This window comes from Gemmatimonadaceae bacterium (assembly GCA_036496605.1).
Lineage (GTDB): Bacteria > Gemmatimonadota > Gemmatimonadetes > Gemmatimonadales > Gemmatimonadaceae > AG2.
Genome location: DASXKV010000033.1, coordinates 150,313 through 167,936 on the forward strand (window position 1 = coordinate 150,313; position 17,624 = coordinate 167,936).

General features: G+C 62.8%; 17 protein-coding genes. 10 read left to right on the top strand and 7 right to left on the bottom strand.

Annotated elements, in window-relative coordinates:
• Positions 1-141 precede the first annotated feature (141 nt).
• From VGH98_12660 to VGH98_12670, 3 genes are all read right to left on the bottom strand, one after another.
• Complete coding sequence (locus VGH98_12660; GenBank protein HEY2376821.1) at positions 142-1,332, bottom strand: type II secretion system F family protein; 1,191 nt, start codon at positions 1,330-1,332, stop codon at positions 142-144.
• Positions 1,333-1,450: 118 nt separating this feature from the next.
• Positions 1,451-2,614 carry a type IV pilus twitching motility protein PilT gene (locus VGH98_12665; GenBank protein HEY2376822.1) on the bottom strand — a complete coding sequence of 388 codons (1,164 nt, stop codon included), beginning with the start codon at positions 2,612-2,614 and terminating at the stop codon, positions 1,451-1,453.
• Between the two features lie 83 nt (positions 2,615-2,697).
• The gene (locus VGH98_12670) at positions 2,698-4,509 is read right to left on the bottom strand and encodes an ATPase, T2SS/T4P/T4SS family (protein HEY2376823.1); all 1,812 of its coding nucleotides are present in this window, start codon (positions 4,507-4,509) and stop codon (positions 2,698-2,700) included.
• A 281-nt stretch (positions 4,510-4,790) separates the two neighbouring features.
• On the opposite strand from VGH98_12670, the gene VGH98_12675 reads away from it, so the two are divergent.
• The gene (locus VGH98_12675) at positions 4,791-5,120 is read left to right on the top strand and encodes a hypothetical protein (protein ID HEY2376824.1); all 330 of its coding nucleotides are present in this window, start codon (positions 4,791-4,793) and stop codon (positions 5,118-5,120) included.
• A 171-nt stretch (positions 5,121-5,291) separates the two neighbouring features.
• Here the strand turns inward: VGH98_12675 and VGH98_12680 are convergent, their stop codons facing one another.
• Complete coding sequence (locus VGH98_12680; protein ID HEY2376825.1) at positions 5,292-6,269, bottom strand: M28 family peptidase; 978 nt, start codon at positions 6,267-6,269, stop codon at positions 5,292-5,294.
• Positions 6,270-6,504: 235 nt separating this feature from the next.
• Between VGH98_12680 and VGH98_12685 the strand changes: the two genes are divergently transcribed.
• The 4 genes from VGH98_12685 (at position 6,505) to VGH98_12700 (ending at position 11,008) form a co-directional block, all read left to right on the top strand.
• Positions 6,505-8,085 (top strand): LptF/LptG family permease, encoded by a 1,581-nt coding sequence (locus tag VGH98_12685; GenBank protein ID HEY2376826.1) that lies wholly within the window; start codon positions 6,505-6,507, stop codon positions 8,083-8,085.
• Positions 8,082-9,170, top strand: coding sequence for an LptF/LptG family permease (locus tag VGH98_12690; protein HEY2376827.1), 1,089 nt, complete (start codon positions 8,082-8,084; stop codon positions 9,168-9,170). The genes VGH98_12685 and VGH98_12690 overlap by 4 nt, the downstream gene beginning before the upstream one ends.
• A gap of 99 nt (positions 9,171-9,269) precedes the next feature.
• Entirely contained in the window at positions 9,270-10,127 is an 858-nt protein-coding gene (locus tag VGH98_12695) for an ABC transporter permease (GenBank protein ID HEY2376828.1), read from the top strand.
• Positions 10,124-11,008, top strand: a complete 885-nt coding sequence (locus VGH98_12700) for an MlaD family protein (protein ID HEY2376829.1) — start codon at positions 10,124-10,126, stop codon at positions 11,006-11,008. The genes VGH98_12695 and VGH98_12700 overlap by 4 nt, the downstream gene beginning before the upstream one ends.
• Positions 11,009-11,024: 16 nt before the next feature.
• Here the strand turns inward: VGH98_12700 and VGH98_12705 are convergent, their stop codons facing one another.
• Together VGH98_12705 and VGH98_12710 are read right to left on the bottom strand one after the other, a co-directional pair.
• Positions 11,025-12,341 carry an amidohydrolase family protein gene (locus VGH98_12705; GenBank protein HEY2376830.1) on the bottom strand — a complete coding sequence of 439 codons (1,317 nt, stop codon included), beginning with the start codon at positions 12,339-12,341 and terminating at the stop codon, positions 11,025-11,027.
• A 31-nt stretch (positions 12,342-12,372) separates the two neighbouring features.
• Positions 12,373-13,764 (bottom strand): amino acid permease, encoded by a 1,392-nt coding sequence (locus VGH98_12710; GenBank protein HEY2376831.1) that lies wholly within the window; start codon positions 13,762-13,764, stop codon positions 12,373-12,375.
• 120 nt (positions 13,765-13,884) lie between these two features.
• Here VGH98_12710 and VGH98_12715 point away from each other — a divergent pair, with 120 nt between their 5' ends.
• Genes VGH98_12715 through VGH98_12730 form a run of 4 tightly spaced genes read left to right on the top strand, consistent with a single transcriptional unit; the run spans position 13,885 to position 16,217 of the window.
• Positions 13,885-14,079, top strand: coding sequence for a hypothetical protein (locus VGH98_12715; GenBank protein HEY2376832.1), 195 nt, complete (start codon positions 13,885-13,887; stop codon positions 14,077-14,079).
• 4 nt (positions 14,080-14,083) lie between these two features.
• On the top strand, positions 14,084-15,082 hold the full coding sequence (locus VGH98_12720) for a COX15/CtaA family protein (protein HEY2376833.1): 999 nt from the start codon (positions 14,084-14,086) through the stop codon (positions 15,080-15,082).
• On the top strand, positions 15,079-15,966 hold the full coding sequence (locus VGH98_12725) for a heme o synthase (protein HEY2376834.1): 888 nt from the start codon (positions 15,079-15,081) through the stop codon (positions 15,964-15,966). The genes VGH98_12720 and VGH98_12725 overlap by 4 nt, the downstream gene beginning before the upstream one ends.
• Positions 15,963-16,217 (top strand): hypothetical protein, encoded by a 255-nt coding sequence (locus VGH98_12730; protein ID HEY2376835.1) that lies wholly within the window; start codon positions 15,963-15,965, stop codon positions 16,215-16,217. The genes VGH98_12725 and VGH98_12730 overlap by 4 nt, the downstream gene beginning before the upstream one ends.
• Before the next feature lie 15 nt (positions 16,218-16,232).
• Here VGH98_12730 and VGH98_12735 read toward each other — a convergent pair whose 3' ends face one another.
• On the bottom strand, positions 16,233-17,006 hold the full coding sequence (locus VGH98_12735; protein ID HEY2376836.1) for a carboxypeptidase regulatory-like domain-containing protein: 774 nt from the start codon (positions 17,004-17,006) through the stop codon (positions 16,233-16,235).
• 158 nt (positions 17,007-17,164) lie between these two features.
• Here VGH98_12735 and VGH98_12740 point away from each other — a divergent pair, with 158 nt between their 5' ends.
• Positions 17,165-17,572, top strand: coding sequence for an AgmX/PglI C-terminal domain-containing protein (locus VGH98_12740; GenBank protein HEY2376837.1), 408 nt, complete (start codon positions 17,165-17,167; stop codon positions 17,570-17,572).
• Positions 17,573-17,624 lie beyond the last annotated feature (52 nt).

The following is a 17,624-nucleotide window of genomic DNA, read 5'->3' on the forward strand; positions in this document are numbered from 1 at the left end:
CGGCCGCATCGGCCAAAGGCTCTCGACCTTCGATCGACTCCGACGGTGACGCTCATACATGCAACCCGCGTCTGAGCAGGAAAAGCGAGTGGCTAGTGGGATGTTCTCCACTAGCCACTCGACACTCGTCACGCAGCACTATTATCCGGCGGCGTTCACCATGTCGAAGATCGGCAGGTACATGCTGACGACCATGCCGCCGACGACGACGCCGAGGAAGACGATCATCATCGGTTCCATCATCGCCAACAATCCGCTCACCGCCGCGTCGACTTCCTCATCGTAGAAGTCCGCGATCTTGGTGAGCATTTCATCGAGTCCGCCCGTCTGCTCGCCGACGGCGATCATCGAGATCACCATCGGTGGGAAGACCGCGCTCTTCTTCAGCGGCGCCGAGATCGTTTCACCACCGGCGATCGACGCGCGCGATTCCATGATTGCGTCCTGAATCACCCGGTTGCCCGCCGTCTTCGCCGTGATCTCGAGGCCGTCGAGAATCGAGACACCCGAGGAGATCAACGTGCCTAACGTGCGAGTGAATCGCGACACTGCCGATTTTCTCAACACGTCGCCGAGCACCGGCGTCTTCAGCATCAGCCTGTCGATGACGAGCTTTCCACCAGACGTCGCGTAGTAATTCCTGAACATGTAGAAGAGACCGAAGCCCGCGGCGCCCACCGCCCACCAGTACCCTTTCAGGAAGCGCGACATGCCAATCACGATTCGCGTCGGCAACGGCAGCGCCATGTTCACGGATGCGAACATGTTCTCGAACACCGGAATCACGAACACGAGCAGCACGGTGATTGCGATGACGGCGACGCTCATGATCACGCCCGGGTAGATCATCGCGCCCTTCACCTTTCGAACGAGCGCGTCGTTCTTCTCCATGAAAACCGCGAGGCGCATCAGGATCGTATCGAGAATACCGCCCGCTTCACCGGCGGCGACCATGTTCACATACAGATCGCTGAACGCATTCGGATGCTTGCGCAGCGCGTCGGCGACCGTGTTGCCCGACTCGACGTCGAACACCACCGCCTTCGTTGTGTCCTTCAGCGCCTGGTTCTCGCTCTGATTCGCGAGAATATCGAGCGCCTGCACGAGCGGGAGACCGGCGTTGATCATCGTCGAGAACTGGCGGGTGAAGATCACGATCTCACGCATCGGGACCTTGCCGCCTTTCTTCTTCTTCGTCGCCTCGTCGATCTTGATGACGTTGAGCCGCTGCTTTCGCAGCTGCGCAACCGCCTCTTCGCGGCTCGGCGCGTCGATCGTCGCGTTTTTCAGCTCGCCGTTGATGGCGCGAGCGCTGTATGTGTAAACCGGCATTCTCGGATCTCCTCGTTATGGCGCTTGCGTGGTTGGTGGTTTGTGATTGGTGAGTTCGGACTTGCCGCGCGCGGCGCCGGCCTTCCTTCTTCACCAACCACTAATCACCAGCCATCAATCACCGCTTCAGTCCTAACGGCTTCCCACCACCCGCAGCGGCCTTCTTGGGCTGATCGTCGTCGAAGCCCTCGATTTGCATATTGCACATACGCGCCAGCTCGATCGGATCGTGCGACGCGCGGATCACTTCTTCCCACGCCACTTCGCGCGACATGTAGAGCTGATACAGCGCATCGTTCATCGTCTGCATGCCGTACTTCTTTCCCGACTGCATCATCGAGTAGATCTGGTGGATCTTGTCCTCACGGATCAGTGCGCGAATGGCGGGCGTGCAGACGAGGATCTCCGCCGCCATCGACCGCCCGCGACCTTTCGCCTTCGGCAAGAGCGTCTGCGTGATGATGCCCTCGAGACAGAACGCCAACTGCGCGCGCACCTGACCCTGCTGATAGGACGGGAAGACGTCGATGATACGGTTGATCGCTTCCGCCGCCGAGTTGGTGTGGAGCGTCGCGAACGCGAGGTGACCGGTTTCGGCGATCGTTAGGCCCGCCTGGATGGTCTCCAGGTCTCGCATTTCGCCGATGAGCACGACGTCGGGATCCTGACGCAGCGCGTACTTCAGGGAGGCCCCGAAGCTCTTCGTGTCGCTGCCGACTTCCCGTTGATTGACAATGCACTGCTGATGTCGATGGATGAACTCGATCGGGTCCTCGATCGTGATGATGTGCCCCTTCTCTTGCCGGTTGATGCGGTCGATCATCGCCGCGAGCGTGGTCGATTTTCCCGAGCCGGTGGGACCCGTAACGAGGATCAGTCCGCGCGGCTTGTCTGACATATCGGCCAGCACCTTCGACAGTCCAAGCTCCTCGAAGGTCCGGATCTGGAAAGGGATCTGTCGAATCACCATCGATACGCATCCACGTTGCTTGAAGACGTTGCCGCGGAAGCGCGCGAGGTTCTGAATGCCGAACGAGAAGTCGAGCTCGTCCTCCATCTCGAACTTCTTCTTCTGATTCTCCGTCAGCACCGAGTACGCGAGCTGCATGCAATCCTTCGGTTGCAGTACGATGTCGACGTTCGAATTCGTGATTTCGCCGTCGACGCGCACCTTCGGCCGCTCGCCTGCGGTGATGTGCAGGTCGGACGCGCCCCGCTCGATCATTTCTTCGAGCAGGACGCGGAGGTTGAGGCTGGAGGGTCCGGTGTTTGGAGCGGTCATTGATCTCTGTGGTTGGTGGTTGATGGTTGGTGGTTGGTGTTGCCGGTGTCGACCGATCACCAGTCACCAATTACCAGCCACCATCACGCGGCCGTTTCTCGGATCATCTGCTCTACGGTGGTAATTCCTTTAATCACCTTCATCCACGCGTCCATGCGGAGCGTGAGCATTCCCTCTTCGATCGCACCGTCGCGAATCTCGGCGGCGCCGGCGTTCATGATGATCATCCGGCGAATCTTCTGACTCATCGGCATCACCTCGTACACGCCCTGGCGTCCCTTCAGGCCCGTGCCGGCACACGTGTCGCACCCCGTGCCCTTGAAGAAGCCAAGCTCACCGACTGTCGTATCGAGCGAAGCGTACGCGAGAATGCCCTGCGCTTCCTTCGTCGCCTTCGCCTTCGCGCTGGCGATCGCTTCGTTGGTGAAGCGCAGATCTCTGAGCGTCGTCTCGCGCGTCACTTTCGCGCCGGCAAGCTCTTCGTCGGTCGGCTCATACTGCGTGCGGCAATTGTTGCAGATGCGGCGCAGGAGTCGTTGTGCGAGCACGAGGTTGAGCGCCGACGCGACGTTGAAGGGCTCGAGTCCCATGTCGAGCAAGCGCGTCACCGTCTCCGGCGCAGAGTTCGTGTGCAGCGTCGAGAGCACCAGGTGGCCCGTGAGCGCGGCCTTGATCGCGATGCCGCCTGTTTCGAGATCTCGAACCTCACCGACCATGATGATGTTCGGATCCTGACGCAAGAACGCTTTCAGCGCCGCGGCGAACGTCATGCCGACTTCGTTGCGCACCAGAACCTGATTGACGCCGAACATGTTGTACTCGACGGGGTCTTCCGCCGTCATGATGTTCACGTCGATCTGATTGATCTTCGCGAGCGCCGAGTAGAGCGTCGTCGTCTTACCGGAACCGGTTGGACCGGTGACGAGCACCATGCCGTACGGGTTCATGACCGCTTCCATGAGATCCTTCTCGGCGCGCGGCTCGATGCCGAACTTCTCGAGGTCGAGCGTCAGGTTGCCCTTGTCGAGAATTCGGAGCACGACCTTCTCGCCAAAGAGCGTCGGGAGCGTCGAGACGCGGTAGTCGATGACCTTCGTCCCGACCTTCAGCTTGATGCGTCCATCCTGCGGGACGCGCCGCTCGGCGATGTTCAGCTGCGCCATGATCTTGAAACGCGAGATCAGCGCCGCCTTGAGCTTCATCGGCGGCTTCATGACTTCACTCAATGCACCGTCGATGCGATACCTGACGCGGAGCTCGTGCTCGAAGCACTCGAAATGAATATCCGACGCGCCGCGTTTGACTGCGTCGGTGAGAATGGCGTTGATCAGTTTGACGACGGGTGCGTCGTCGATGTCCGCCGCCGTCGCCTCGTCGTCGTGCTCTTCGATGACCTCGATGTCGGCATCGTCCGCGATCTCGGCCATCAAGCTTTGCAGGCGCTGCTCGTCCTGCGAGCCGTAGATCTTCTCGATGACGTTGCGGAGCGTGAACTCGCCCGCGATCACGGGGAAGATGTCGTAGCGTGTGATGAACTTGAGATCCTCGAGCACGCCGAGGTTCGTCGGATCCGCCATCGCGATCGTGAGCGTGCGACCGTCGCGTTTGAGCGGAATGACGAGGTTCTTCACCGCGAGCTCGGTGGGAATCATCTTCGCGATCTTCGGATCGACTTCGAAGCGCGCGAGATCGATGGCGGGCATCTTGTACTGCCGCGCCAACATTTTGGTCAGCTCGTTTTCTTCGATGAAGCCGAGCTTGATGAGATTGTACCCGACCCGGGTGCCGTTTTGCCGCTGCTCTTCGAGCGCGCGCGCGAGTTGCTCACGCGTGATGAGCCCCTCGCGGACGAGGAGGTCGCCGATTCGCTCGATGGCGACGACTGGAGCGGCCATTGCGCGGGCGGGGGAAGAGGTCGAGAGAAAGCGGGACGTTGAAGAACTGAGGAATCGCGCCCGAACGCGGAAGCGTTAGGCACGCGAGCATCGCCGCGGGTCCTTCGGGACGCGCCGCCAGAACGTTGTGCGCGTCGGCGTTCGGTGTCCGAAGAGTCCGTCAGCGTAGCACTTGGAGGACGCGGAGTGCCCGAGAACGTCACCAGTGAATCGAGCCGCGCGGCGAGTGCTGGTCCGATCCCTTTGACGCGTCGGAAGTTCGCGAGCGAGCCAAAAAGACCGTGTTTTTCACGATCGACAATTATGCGACGGGCGAGCACCGGCCCGACGCCGGGGAGCGCATCGAGCTCCTCCGTCGACGCAAAGTCGACGTCGATCCTGCCCGTTCGCAACGCCACGCGGATTTTGCCGTTAGGCAGATGCCGTTCGACGCTGGTGTCGCTGCCGGGCAAAGTGTCCGGTGGGAGCCGATGGCGGCCGCGCGCCTTGGCGGAGTTTGTCTTGGCGTTGCCCTGCTTGACTCGCCGAGCCGAGTCGACGGCGACGAGCTGAGTCTCGAGGGCACGGGTGTCGTGCGGTGGCAGCTTCTCGATGCTCCCGACAGCGCGTAGCGCGCGCACCGACGCTCCGAGGAGCGCGACGCTGGCAAGGAAGAGAAGTACTTTCTTTTCGGCGGGCGTTGGCATGCCGCAACACTAGCCGCAGCGCCTTCGCTCGGCGTTATCGAAGTGTTTCGGGCGGTATCAATCGCGCGCGACGCACTGCGCGCCGGAGCCAGGAGCCTAACGAGTAACGAGCGCGACGGCGACATCACCGACGATCTGCAGGCTGCGCGCCGACACCTTGTCGAACGTATCTTGCATCGTGTGATGCAGATTGTTCGGACCGGGTTCGCAGTCGACGGTGCCGTCGGAGCAGTAATCGAAGTCTCCCACCTCGATCACGCGCAGCCCACGCTTGAGCAACGGTACGTGATCGTCGGTCACGCCGCCCCGATTGACGTCGAGAAAGTACTTCCCATATCCCAGATCAGCTGCCGTCGACCACACGCGCGTCACCACCTCGGGCGCGGCTTCGATGGAATTCGACTCCTGGTCGATCTGCAGACTCTTGTCGCCGATCATGTCGAACAGCAGTCCAAAGATTGGCCGATAATCGGCGGAGGGCAGGTGATTCGCGAAGTAGGTCGATCCGATGAGCACGTCGTAGTGTTGCGTGAGCGCGCTGTCCGGGTTGTAGCCAGTGAAGCTGCCATAGTCTTCGCCGTCGACGAACAGCAGGTCGACGCCGTAGATCGGTTTCGTCTTCTTGAGCGCGTCCGCGATTCCCATCAACAGCGCGACGCCTGAGGCGCCGTCATTTGCCCCCGGGATCGGCAACCCTCGGTTGCCGAGGGTCGGGTCTTCGTCCGCTGTCGGTCGAGTGTCCCAGTGCGTGATGTACAGGACGCGCTGCGTCGCCGAGGGATTGATGCGCGCGAGAATGTTGCGCAATGGCAGCGTATCACCCCTCGCGGTGACGTGCGACCAGCTCTGCACCACAACGGTGTCGGTGCGCTGCTTCATCTGGGAAATGATCCAGTCGCCGGCGCGGCGGTGTGCGGGACTCCCTGGAACGCGCGGCCCAAAGTCGAGCTGGGTCTTCACATACGCGAGCGACGCGTCGCCGCTGAACGCGGTCTGCGGCCGTTGAAAGCGGTCGCAGGCGCTCAGTGACAAGAACAAACAGGCGACGACAGGAAAGGGGAGCAATGATTGCACGGTGCGAGCGATTAGAGGACTGCTTGAATGCCAACGGGTTACCGATGGGCTTCAGACGCGGAGGCCGCGTGAGTGGCGGAACCCGCAGTATAGACGGTTCCCGCCACCACGCGGTCTCCGCCGTTCACATGGTCTCTTGCACAATGCTCGTGTGCCTGTGGAACTTAGAGGTACGTCCGGGCGTCCAACATTGTGGAAATACTGAAGTTCGCCGGGAACGCCTCCAGGAATCGTCGTGAAAATAATCAGTCGTTACGTACTCAAGGAGCACCTCGGCCCGTTTACCTTCGCGTTGACGGCGCTCACGTCGTTGATGTTGCTGCAATACATCGCGCGACAATTCGGGAACCTCGTCGGCAAGGGACTGCGCTGGCAGGTGATTGCCGAATTCTTCGTTCTTTCGATTCCCTTTACCGTTGCCATGACCCTCCCGATGGCCGTGCTCGTTGCCGTGCTGTACGCGTTCAGCCGGCTCGCCTCGGAGAACGAGATCACCGCGCTCAAGGCCGGCGGCGTCTCGATGCGGCAGCTGCTCATTCCATCGCTGTCCCTCGCCTTCGTGCTGGCGCTCGTCATGCTCGCCTTCAACGACCAGATCTTGCCAAGGGCGAATCATCGGCTCGCGGTCTTGCAGATGGACATACTCCGCACGAAGCCGACCTTCGCGCTTCGTGAGCAGGTACTAAACACGATCAAGGAAGGCCAGCTCTATCTTCGTGCGGGCCATCTCGACGAAGGTTCCTCGCGCATGCGCGACGTCACGATCTACGACGTCGCCAACCCTGTGAATCGGCGCACGATCACCGGCGACAGTGGCGTTATCGAGCTCGCGCCGAATCAGCGCGACCTCCACGTGACGCTCTACCACGGCCTCATGGAGACCGTTCCGACCGACAAGCCGGGTCAGCTCACTCGGCTCTACTACATGCGGCAGCTCATGCGCGTTGCCGGCGTCGCGTCGCAGTTCCAGGAGACCGGGGACGCCGACACCGTGTCGAAGGGCGACCGCGAGATGTCAGTCTGCGAGATGCAGGCAGCCCTCGCCAAGGCGGATACCGGACTCCAGCGCGCGCGCTTCGATTCCACCGAGGCGCAGTGGGAGCGAGACTCGATTCTCGCCGCGACGCCTCCCTCGAATATTACGAGCGCGAAGGCAGTGCCACGTCCGAAGCCGCCGGTAGGACCGCACCCGAAGGCCGTGAAGTATGGGACGCCCTTTGGCGTCGGCGGGGCGTACTGCGGTCTGCTCGCCGGCGTGGGGCGGCTGATCGGAGGTGGACCATCGCCGGCAGCCGCCGCGACTGCACGCCCCCTCCCTCCCTCGGCCGGAATTTCGCCCTCGGCTGGTGGCATGGGCGGGCTGCCGCCGGACCAGCGCCTCAATCTCTCGAAGATGAATGCGGATCAGTCGCGACTTCTGCGAAATCGTTATGACGTCGAGATTCAGAAGAAGTTCTCGCTCGCTGCCGCCTGTCTGATCTTCGTGCTCGTCGGCGCCCCCGTCGCGTTGCGCTTCCCGCGAGGCGGCGTCGGATTGGTGATCGGGGTCAGCCTGTTCATCTTTGCCGTGTACTACGTTGGCCTCATCGGCGGTGAGGCGCTGTCTGACCGAGGCATCATTTCGCCCTTCTGGGCCATGTGGGCAACGAATGTGATCATGACCGCTGTCGGACTCGTGATGACGCTGCGCATGGGCCGCGAGGCCACGACCGGCCGCGGCGGGGACTTCGGCGAAATGCTCGAAACGGCGCGCATGTGGTTCGCTCGCTTTGGTCGCCGCATCGGCCTGCCGCTCGAGCGGCGGAGGATCGCGTGAGACTCGTTAGGCCGCTGGATCGCTATGTCTTTCTCGAATTCTGGAAGATATTTGTGTCGACGGCACTCGGTTTTCCGCTGCTGGTGATCGTCATCGATCTCACCGACAATCTGAGCAAGTATCTCAGCCGGAACCTGCCGCGGCAGAACATCCTACTCAGCTACGTCTACTGGCTTCCCGACTCGATGTTCATGGTGATGCCGGCGGCCGTGCTCTTCGCGACCGTTTTCTCGATTGGTGGGTTCACGCGCCATTCGGAGATCACCGCGGCGAAGGCATCGGGGATCAGTTTCTACCGGCTCATCACGCCAATCTTGCTGGCCGCCGTCATCGCCTGTGGCCTGGATCTCGCCCTCGGCGAAGTGGTTCCGATCACCAATCAAAAGCGCGCCGACCTCCTCGAGGAGAAATCGGCCGCGGTGACGCAGACGAGCCGGTATAACTTCGCGTTCGCCGGCGAATACGGACGCGTTTACAAGATCGGATCGCTCAACACGAACAACGGCACCATGGATCAAGCGCAGATCGAGCGAAAGGGATCGGGCGCGGACTATCCGACCTACGTGCTCACGGCGCGCACCGCACGCTATGACGCGAAGCGTGGCTGGACGCTCGGCGTCGGCTACCTCGAGGTGGTCCCGGACACGACCCCCGCCAGCTTCGCTGTAAGCTTCGACAGCCTTCGTGATCGTCGCTTCACCGAGCACCCGGTCGAGATGATGGCGAAGCCACGCAGCCCGGAAGAGATGCGCTATGAGGAGCTCACTCGCTTCATTCGTGCACAGGAGCGTTCGGGGAGCGACGCCAATCTCATGCGTGTCGAGCGGGCGCTCAAGATCGCGATTCCCGCGACGTGCATCATCATTGCGCTCTTCGGCGCGCCCCTTGCCACGAGCACGCAGCGAGGTGGCACTGCGTACGGCATCGGCGTCAGCCTCGCCACGACCGTGATCTTCCTGATGATGATTCAGCTGACGAAGGCCATTGGCGGCAAAGGACTCATCCCGCCCGATCTTGCGGCGTGGGTTCCCGGAGTGCTGTTCGGGGTCATTGGGCTGGTGCTGATGGCACGCGTCCGAACGTAGGGCATGCTTTGGCGCGCTCACCCTCTACCGCGCTATGCTAGAATTCGGCGTGCTGACACGTCTCGCTAGGCAGAGCGAACCCACCGATATGCACCGCTAGTGGGTTCCACTTTTTATCCTCGGGGTACCGATCTACGGCCGACGGAAACGTTCCCGGTCGTGCAGCGCGCGGGAGTTCGCTTCTTCCGCCGCGTCACACGCAGCTTCGTCAACATTTTTCGACACGTCGGGCTTCGCGGCTTTTTCCTGCGCGACATCGTACGCGCGCTCGCGGAGCCGGGCACGTGGGTTGGCGAGTGGAGTCGCCAGATGCGCAATATCGGCGTCGATTCGGTACCGCTCGCATGCATCGTCGCGGCGTTCATCGGCGCCGTCATCGCCATTCAGATCCGGTATCAGCTCTTTCCCGGTGTTCAGCTGTCGCTCGTGGGGCTTGCCTCACGACTGATGATCATTCTCGAGTTGGGCCCTCTCCTCACGGGACTCGTGCTCACCGGCCGCGTCGGTGCGCGAATGACCGCCGAGATTGGCACGATGCGCGTCACCGAGCAGATCGACGCGCTGGAAACGCTGGCGTATGACCCGATCGCCTACCTCGTCGTCCCTCGTTTGTTGGCGGCGCTCGTTATGCTTCCAACGTTGGTCATTCTCGCCGATGCCGTGGGGCTGGGGAGTGCGTACGTCATCTCGATTTTCTTCACGAAAGTACCGCCCAGCGACTTCAAAGAAGGGCTTCGGCTGGGATATGGTGGCTTTCAGCTGTTTTATAGTTTGCTCAAGGCAATGCTGTTCGGCTGGGCAATCGCCTTCAACTGCTCGTACGAGGGCTACATCACGGAGACGGGCGCCGAGGGCGTCGGGCGGTCGACCGCGCGGGCCGTGGTCATCACGTCCGTCGTCATTCTGGTGCTCGACGCGATTACGGCAATTCTGCTCGGACCTTTCCTTCAAGCATGAGACGACGCGACGAAGTGGCCGTCGGTGTACTTATCACCATCGCCATCGCGATTCTCGCGGTCGGCGCCCTGTGGCTCGCGCGCGGCGGACTGTCGACCGGGTACCCCCTGTACACGCGATTTCAGTGGGGGCAGAGTTTGAAGCAGGGGCAGCCCGTGCTGCTCGCCGGCGTGAACGTGGGCTACGTGAGCGACGTGAAGCTCCGGCGCGACGGCTATCTCGACGTCACCTTCCGCGTCGACAACGATCAGATGGTGCCGAAGGGATCGGTGGCGACGGTGAAGCCGGTCGGCATCTTCGGCGACGTCGCCGTCGCCATCACGCCAACGTTTCCCGTGCCCCCGCAGAATTACGCGCCTGGTGACACCGTGCCGGCGGGCACACCCAGTCCCGATATCGCGCAGATCATGACGCGCATGGACTCGATCGGGATGAACGTCGAGCGGATGACGCGCGCGATGGATATAGAGCTCGTGCAGGCCGGCGGTGTGAAGGATCTGCGGCGCACGATCGCCGCCACGACGTCGCTCGCGTCGGAGCTTCAGTCGATCGCCGCCGAGCAGAATCGCAATCTCACGGCGACGCTCGCCGCGTATCGGCGGGCGGCGACGGCGATCGACTCGGCGCGCATCGACTCGACGCTACGCAGCTTCTCGTCAACGAGCCAGAACTTCGCGAAGCTCGCCAGCACGCTCGACAGTGCGTCGCGCCAGCTCAACTTCGCGCTCTCCAAGCTCAACACGGGCGAGGGATCGGCCGGGCGGCTCCTGACCGACACGTCGCTCTATCGCGACGTCCGCAACCTCGTCGGCAGCGTCGATTCCCTTATGAACGACTTCAAGAAGAATCCGCGGAAGTACATCAACTTGCGGATATTCTGACGCGCAGGATGACAGGCTAGTCTCGGATCGTCCCGATCCTGTTCAGATAGACTGTTCCCTGTTTCATCACGAACCGCACGCGCTCGAGCGCGTGAATGTCCGTCGCGGGATCGCCTTCCACCGCGATGATGTCGGCAAAAGCCTTGGGCTTCACGACACCGATTCGATTCTCGAGGCCGAGCAATCGTGAGGCATTCCATGTGGCTGCCTGCACGACGTTGAGATTCGGCATTCCGCCTTCCGCGTACGCAAAAAGATTGTGCTTCGCCGCTTCGCCCTGCGGCATTCCCATATCGAGATAATTGTCCGACCCGGCCGCGATCGTGACGCCGATCTTCATCGCGCGCCGCAGTCGGTCGCGCTGGCCCGCGAGGTAGGTCGGCACCTGCGCGGGTGTCACGGTGAACTTGCCTTGCGAGCGGCTCGCGTAACGAAGCATCGTCGCACTGTCGAGATCCGTCGGCACCATGAAGATTCCTTTCTGCTTCATGAGCGTGAGCGTCGAGTCCGCGACCTGATACGCGTGCTCGATGCCATCGACGCCCGCCGTCGCGGCGCGCCAGACCGCTTCGTCCGACGTTGCGTGCGCGGTGACCTTCACGTGCAGGCGATGCGCCTCGTCGACGATCGCGCGCATCTCGTCGACGGAGAGCGCGCCTCGGTTCGGCGTGTTGTTCGAGTAGATCTTGATCACGTCCGCGCCATACGTGACGTTCTCGCGAACGCCTAACGCGGCGTCCTGCGGACCGCGCACGACCCGGTATTCCTCCTCCGCGATCGTCCGGTAGCTGCTCTGGAGCCCTGGGAACTGCCCGCCTTCGGGACTCAACCCCGGACCGGCCGCAACCATTCGCGGCCCGTCGACGCTGCCATCGCGAATGGCATCGCGGAGCGCGATGTCACCGAAACGACCGGAGTTCCCGAGGTCGCGCACCGTGGTGATGCCGGCGGCGAGAAAGGTGCGTGCCCGCGCCGCGCCGTGGAGCGCGCGCAGCGGAGTGCCCTCCATGATGACGGCGCCTGCGCCTTGCATCGTGAGCTCACCTGCCGGACTCTCGAGATAGAGCAGATGCGTATGCGAATCGATGAGCCCTGGCAGCACCGAGTATCGTGACAGGTCGACGACCTTCGCTCCCGCCGGCGCTGCAATGTGCTCGGCCACCGAGTCGATCATGCCGCGCTTGACGAGAATGTCGCGCGCCGTCAGGAAGACCGCGTGCTCGCTGTCGTACACGCGGCCTGCGTGAATGAGCGTGACGCCGCTGTCGATTGGCGTTTGAGCCGTCGCGGACGACGCAATGAGGCCGAAAAGCAGAATCTGTATCGGACGCATACCCTTCGCTTCGTTCAGGATGACAGTATCGCTAATCAGCGGCTGATTCGGCGCGCGCTGCCGTAGCCGCCGGCCGTCGTCCAACGGTCAGATAGAAGACAGGAATGCCCAACAGCGTTACGCCCATCACTGCCAACGTCGCCCAGCGACTCGACGGATCGATGATGGCGTTCGCGAGCAGATAGATCGTCGCGAGCACGAACAGCGCCGGGACCACGGGATAACCCGGCGTGCGGAATGGCGGATCGTAATCCGCGCGCCGCCGCAGCACGTAGATCGAGGCGACGCCTAACGCGTAGAACGGAATGATCGCCGTCACGAATGTGTCGGCAAGTTGCTCGAACGTTCGCAGGAGCACGAAGCCGGCGCCCAACACCGCCGCGATCGCGATCGCGACGTAGGGCGTCTGAAAGCGCGGATGCACCGCGGCGACGCGCCGGAAAAACAGGCCATCGTCGGCCATCGCGAACCAGATTCGCGGCGACGTGAGGATCGACCCGTTGAGCGTGCCGAACGTCGACAACATCACCGTGCTCGACACGAAAACCACACCGGCCGCGCCAACCAATCGTTGCGCGACATCCGCCGCCACGAGCCGTGACGTGCGGATCTCGTCGACCGGCATGACTGCGAGATAGCCGATGTTGGCGAACAAATAAATCGCAATGATGGCGACTGCGCCGAGAATCAGCGCACGCGGCAAGTTGCGCCGCGGATCCTTGACCTCACCGCTGATGAAGCTCAGATCGGCCCAGCCGTCGTACGCCCACAGTACGGAGACGAGCGCCAAACCGAACGCTGAGATGGAGAAGCTTCCCGGCGGCGCGGCCGGCGTAAAGTGGCCCCCGGTTCGCGGGAAGCCTAACGCGAGCGCAACGAGCACGATCAACAGCAGGCCGGCGTACTTCGCGACCGTCGTGACGTTCTGTACCCACGAGCTGAAGCGCACGCCGAGGATGTTCACGACGGCCATCACGATGATCGCCAACGCCGCCGTGTAGTGAGCGTACGAATCGTACGGTGCCTTGGTCGGATCGTAGCCGAGGACGCGAATGAGGTACTCGGCGAACGTGATCGCGATCGCGCCGAGCGCCGCGGCGCGGATGATCACGAGCTCCGCCCAGCCGAAGAGGAAGGCAACGAGTCGTCCCCAGGCTTCGCGAATGAAGACGTATATCCCGCCGGTGTGTGGAAACGCGCCGGCGACCTCGGCGAGGGTGAGCGCCCCGCATAACGCGAGCGCGCCGCCGACGACCCAGACCGCCAGAAGAGGCGCCGGACCCGGAAGACGATTCGTGATGCTCGCCGGCGATCGAAAAATGCCGGAGCCGATCGTCGTGCCAATGACGACCGCGACGGCGCTCCAGAGGCCGAGACGCCGCGGCAGCACCGAAGGTGGGTCGACCGCGGAGGGTTCGCGCATGGGTCAGTATGCTAGGGCGCGCGCCGCCCTCGCGAAAGGACGCATTCCATAATTGACCAAAACCGGCACGTCCGTCAGCTTTCGATAGTTCTTTCCGCCGTTCTCTCTCATCAGTTGACCGTGCCCGTTCTTCTCGCACAGCTGCTCTTCTGGGCCGCTGTCTTCGTTTGCATCGTCGCCCACATCGCAATCGCGCGCTCCGTTCTTCGTACGTCGCCGCGACGATTCATCGAGCTCGCGTGGGCACTCATACCCGCCATCGGCCTTGCCGTCGTGTTGGTCGTGACGTGGCGCCGCATTCACCCCGGCGCATGATCCCATGAATACTCTTTCTGCTCTGCGAAAGTTTTCGTACGCGGCGCTCTTCGTTGCGTTCACGCATCTCGTATTCGGAGCCATCGTCCGCATTTCAGGTTCGGGAATGGGTTGCGGCGACCATTGGCCGCTCTGTTACGGCAGTCTGTTCCCGCCGATGAACCGTCCCGACCTCGTCGTCGAGTGGACCCACCGATTGCTCGCGTCCATTCTCGTCCTGACGGTTGTGTCGTTCGCGGTCGTTGCGTGGCGCGCGCGGCGCCAGCCATGCGTCGGCGGACCTGGTGGTGTTCTCCGCGCCGTGCTCCTCGCCGTCGTCGCGGTTTTCGCGGCAGCGATCCTCGGCGCGGTCACCGTCAAACTCGGGAATACACCATACGCGACGGTCGCGCACTGGCTGCTCGCGATGACGTTGTTCGCAACGCTCGGCGCGGCAGCGATTCGCGCCGGCGCACTGGGCGGCGCAACAGTCAGCCTCGAGAGAGTGTCCGGCCGCGTTTCGCGTGCTGCAAATGCCGCCGCCGTTCTCGCCTTTCTCACCGTCGCGCTCGGCGGCCTCACGGCGAAGTATCCCAGCGCGGCGATCGCCTGCCGGTCGTTCCCGTTATGCGGACGGGACGTCGATGCGCCCGCGAGCTCGGTCCATGTCCAGGTGACGCATCGCGTCCTCGCGCTATTGCTCCTGCTCCACCTCATCGGTGTCGTCGCCGGCCTCTCGAGACGAGGGGACGAGTCGAGAACGGTGGCTCGCGCGGCCAGCGTCGCTCTCGGTCTCGTGATCCTGCAGCTCGCGGTGGCAGCGTCGATGGTACTCATGACGTTGCCGCCCTTCCTTCGATCGCTCCATGAGGCCATCGGCGTGAGCGTCTGGCTCGCGACGTTCACATACGCTTATCTCGCGCACATCGCTCGCGACAGCACGGCCGTGCGCGCCGACGTCTTGGCGAGGAGGATCCCTTCGCGCGCCGCGGACTCGCAAGCCGCACGGAGCCTGATCTCATGACCCACGTGGCTGCGTCGACGTCGCGGGCCTTGGCCCGCGATCTCATCGCGCTCACCAAACCGCGGATCATCTCGCTGCTGTTAGTGACGACGATCGCACCGATGTTCGTCGCTGGGACGCCGAGCTGGACCCTCGTGCTGGTCGTATTCGTGGGCGGCTACCTGATGGCGGGCGGCGCGAACGCGGTCAACATGTATCTCGATCGCGACATCGACGAGCGTATGGCGCGCACGCGTCTTCGCCCGATCCCGAGCGGGCGTCTCGCCGCGCGCGAAGTGCTGTTCTTCGGCATTCTGCTGGCGACGACGGCCACCTACCTCCTCGCGCACCTCGCCAACGTGTTGACCGCGGCGCTCGCGCTCGCGGGATTCTATTTCTACGTTTTCGTGTACACGCGCTGGCTCAAACGCAGCACGCCGCAGAACATCGTCATCGGCGGTGCGGCTGGCGCATTCCCTCCGCTCGTCGGTTGGGCCGCGGTCACCGGACGGGTTGACCTGCTCGCTGTTTATCTTTTTCTCATCATCTTCTATTGGACGCCGCCGCACTTCTGGGCGCTTGCGCTCCTCAAGCAGCGCGACTACGATCGCGCTGGTGTGCCGATGGCACCGCTCGTGTGGGGTGAGCGCGAGACAATGCACCAGATGCTCGCATACACAGCCATCCTCATTCCTCTCACGTTCCTGCCGGCGGCCTTCGGCGCCCTCGGCCCGCTGTACCTGACCTCCGCCGTGCTCCTCGACGGCGCGCTGCTGCTCGGCGTCGTCCGTGTCGCGCGCGGCGGGCGGTGGATGCCGGCAGCCTGGTCATTATACAAGTTCTCATTGCTCTATCTCGCGCTGCTCTTTGGCGCGATGGTCGCCGATCGCGTGCTCTTGCGGTGAGCGATACGTTGGACCTGCTCGTCGGCGGTGGCGCCGGCGTACCGGAGAAGCTCTTTCTCATCGACCGCCCAACCGCCGACGGCCGGGTCCGACTCCAATCGTGGTCCAGCGACGACTGGAGTGCCGCGCCAACCTCATCAGAGTGCAACGCGACAGGACTTCTCGCCGAAATCGAAAGCGCCGTGCGCGAGGGACATTCTCTGAACCGCGAGATGAGCGTTGTTAGGCATTGGCTAGCCCCTGGCCCCTAGCCCCTCCCTGACGGCTCACTTCAGCTTCAGCTGCACATCCACTCTGCTCGTCCCGCCGGCAGACACCTCGACCTCGCGCTCGATCTGAGACTCGCCGCGCTCGTGCCACACGAGAAGCCGGTACTTGCCCGGCGGCACGGAGTCGATTCGGAACGTACCCGCGTCGTCGGTGACGGCGAAATAGGGACTCTCGAACACCGCGATGAATCCTCGGGTCCACGGGTGCTGCGCGCACACCGCGGTGATCAGACCAGCTTTCGCCGCCAGATGTTCGTTAGGCACGACTTGTCCGTCGTCCGTGAGCGGAACCACCGCGAGGGCATCGCCGCCGTTGCCGCCGCGCAGAAAGCGCGTCGTGTGCGCGAGCCGGTCTTCGTTGCGCACGTTTACCGTCGTTCCGGCGACCACTGCTTGTACACGCGGAATGAGGCGGCAGTCTTCGTTGACGATCTCCGTCCGTCGCTCGATCGGAAGTGACTTCCCTTCCGCGACGTCGGACAGCCAGACCACGACGTTTGCGACCGCCTTCCCGTGCAACACGATCGACGAGTCCGGATAAGCAGTCCCGCAAAGCTCCTGGTCTTTCGTCGGCGTAACGATGCTATCCGGTGGTGGATTCCCATCGATCTCGACTGTGCCTGCGATCGTACCGATGCTGCCGAGCGCAACCGCTTTGTACGCTACGCTTGGCAGATCGCTCGATGCCGCTGACGTCCGGCTTGCCGTGCGTGCCTGCGCCGTGTGGCTGGGATCGCCCGAGCAGGCGAGGGCCGCCACCAGCAGCAGCATGGGCACCCGAACGCCTTCGAGAGAACGTGCACGAGCTCGTCGGATCGTGCTGATGCGTTGTTGGTGCACGAGGAGTATCAATTGAGTGCAGGGCGTACTGCCGAGTTGGCAAGGCATGCGCCATGTGACCGTCGCGCGCGCCCATTCGTCACCTGTACATGCTGCAGACTCTGTTGCTGTCACTCGCTGTCGCGAGCCGAATGTCATTGGGCAATCCTCTGCGCACCGTCCCCGACAGCGTCCGTCCCGATGTAGACGTCCGACTGGTCGCACTCCGTCACGCCGGTGAGATCCAACGCTGTTACGAGACCGAAGGTCTGCGCGTGAACCCTGGCCTTGGCGGTTTGATCGAAGTCGAAGTTACTGTCGATCCCTCGGGACGCGTCGAAGAAGCGGCGGTTTCGTCGTCGAATCTGTCGGGCACCGGTCACCACGAAGTCGAGATGTGCATCACTACCTCGGTGCGAAATTGGCGCTTCGAGAAGGGACCCTTCGCAATCGAGACCATCGTCTACCCCTTCAATCTCGTTCGCGACCGTGGCGTGATCAGCAATACGCGCACATAACGCGACAACGGCACGTAGCTTTCGGGGTCGACGGGCAACTCTCGTCGACCCT

Coding starts and splice junctions, on each gene's coding strand:
- VGH98_12660 (HEY2376821.1), bottom strand. CDS start 1,332: ATGCCGGTTTACACATACAGCGCTCGCGCCATCAACGGCGAGCTGAAA.
- VGH98_12665 (HEY2376822.1), bottom strand. CDS start 2,614: ATGACCGCTCCAAACACCGGACCCTCCAGCCTCAACCTCCGCGTCCTG.
- VGH98_12670 (HEY2376823.1), bottom strand. CDS start 4,509: ATGGCCGCTCCAGTCGTCGCCATCGAGCGAATCGGCGACCTCCTCGTC.
- VGH98_12700 (HEY2376829.1), top strand. CDS start 10,124: ATGAGACGACGCGACGAAGTGGCCGTCGGTGTACTTATCACCATCGCC.
- VGH98_12705 (HEY2376830.1), bottom strand. CDS start 12,341: ATGCGTCCGATACAGATTCTGCTTTTCGGCCTCATTGCGTCGTCCGCG.
- VGH98_12710 (HEY2376831.1), bottom strand. CDS start 13,764: ATGCGCGAACCCTCCGCGGTCGACCCACCTTCGGTGCTGCCGCGGCGT.
- VGH98_12720 (HEY2376833.1), top strand. CDS start 14,084: ATGAATACTCTTTCTGCTCTGCGAAAGTTTTCGTACGCGGCGCTCTTC.
- VGH98_12725 (HEY2376834.1), top strand. CDS start 15,079: ATGACCCACGTGGCTGCGTCGACGTCGCGGGCCTTGGCCCGCGATCTC.
- VGH98_12735 (HEY2376836.1), bottom strand. CDS start 17,006: ATGCTGCTGCTGGTGGCGGCCCTCGCCTGCTCGGGCGATCCCAGCCAC.
- VGH98_12740 (HEY2376837.1), top strand. CDS start 17,165: ATGCTGCAGACTCTGTTGCTGTCACTCGCTGTCGCGAGCCGAATGTCA.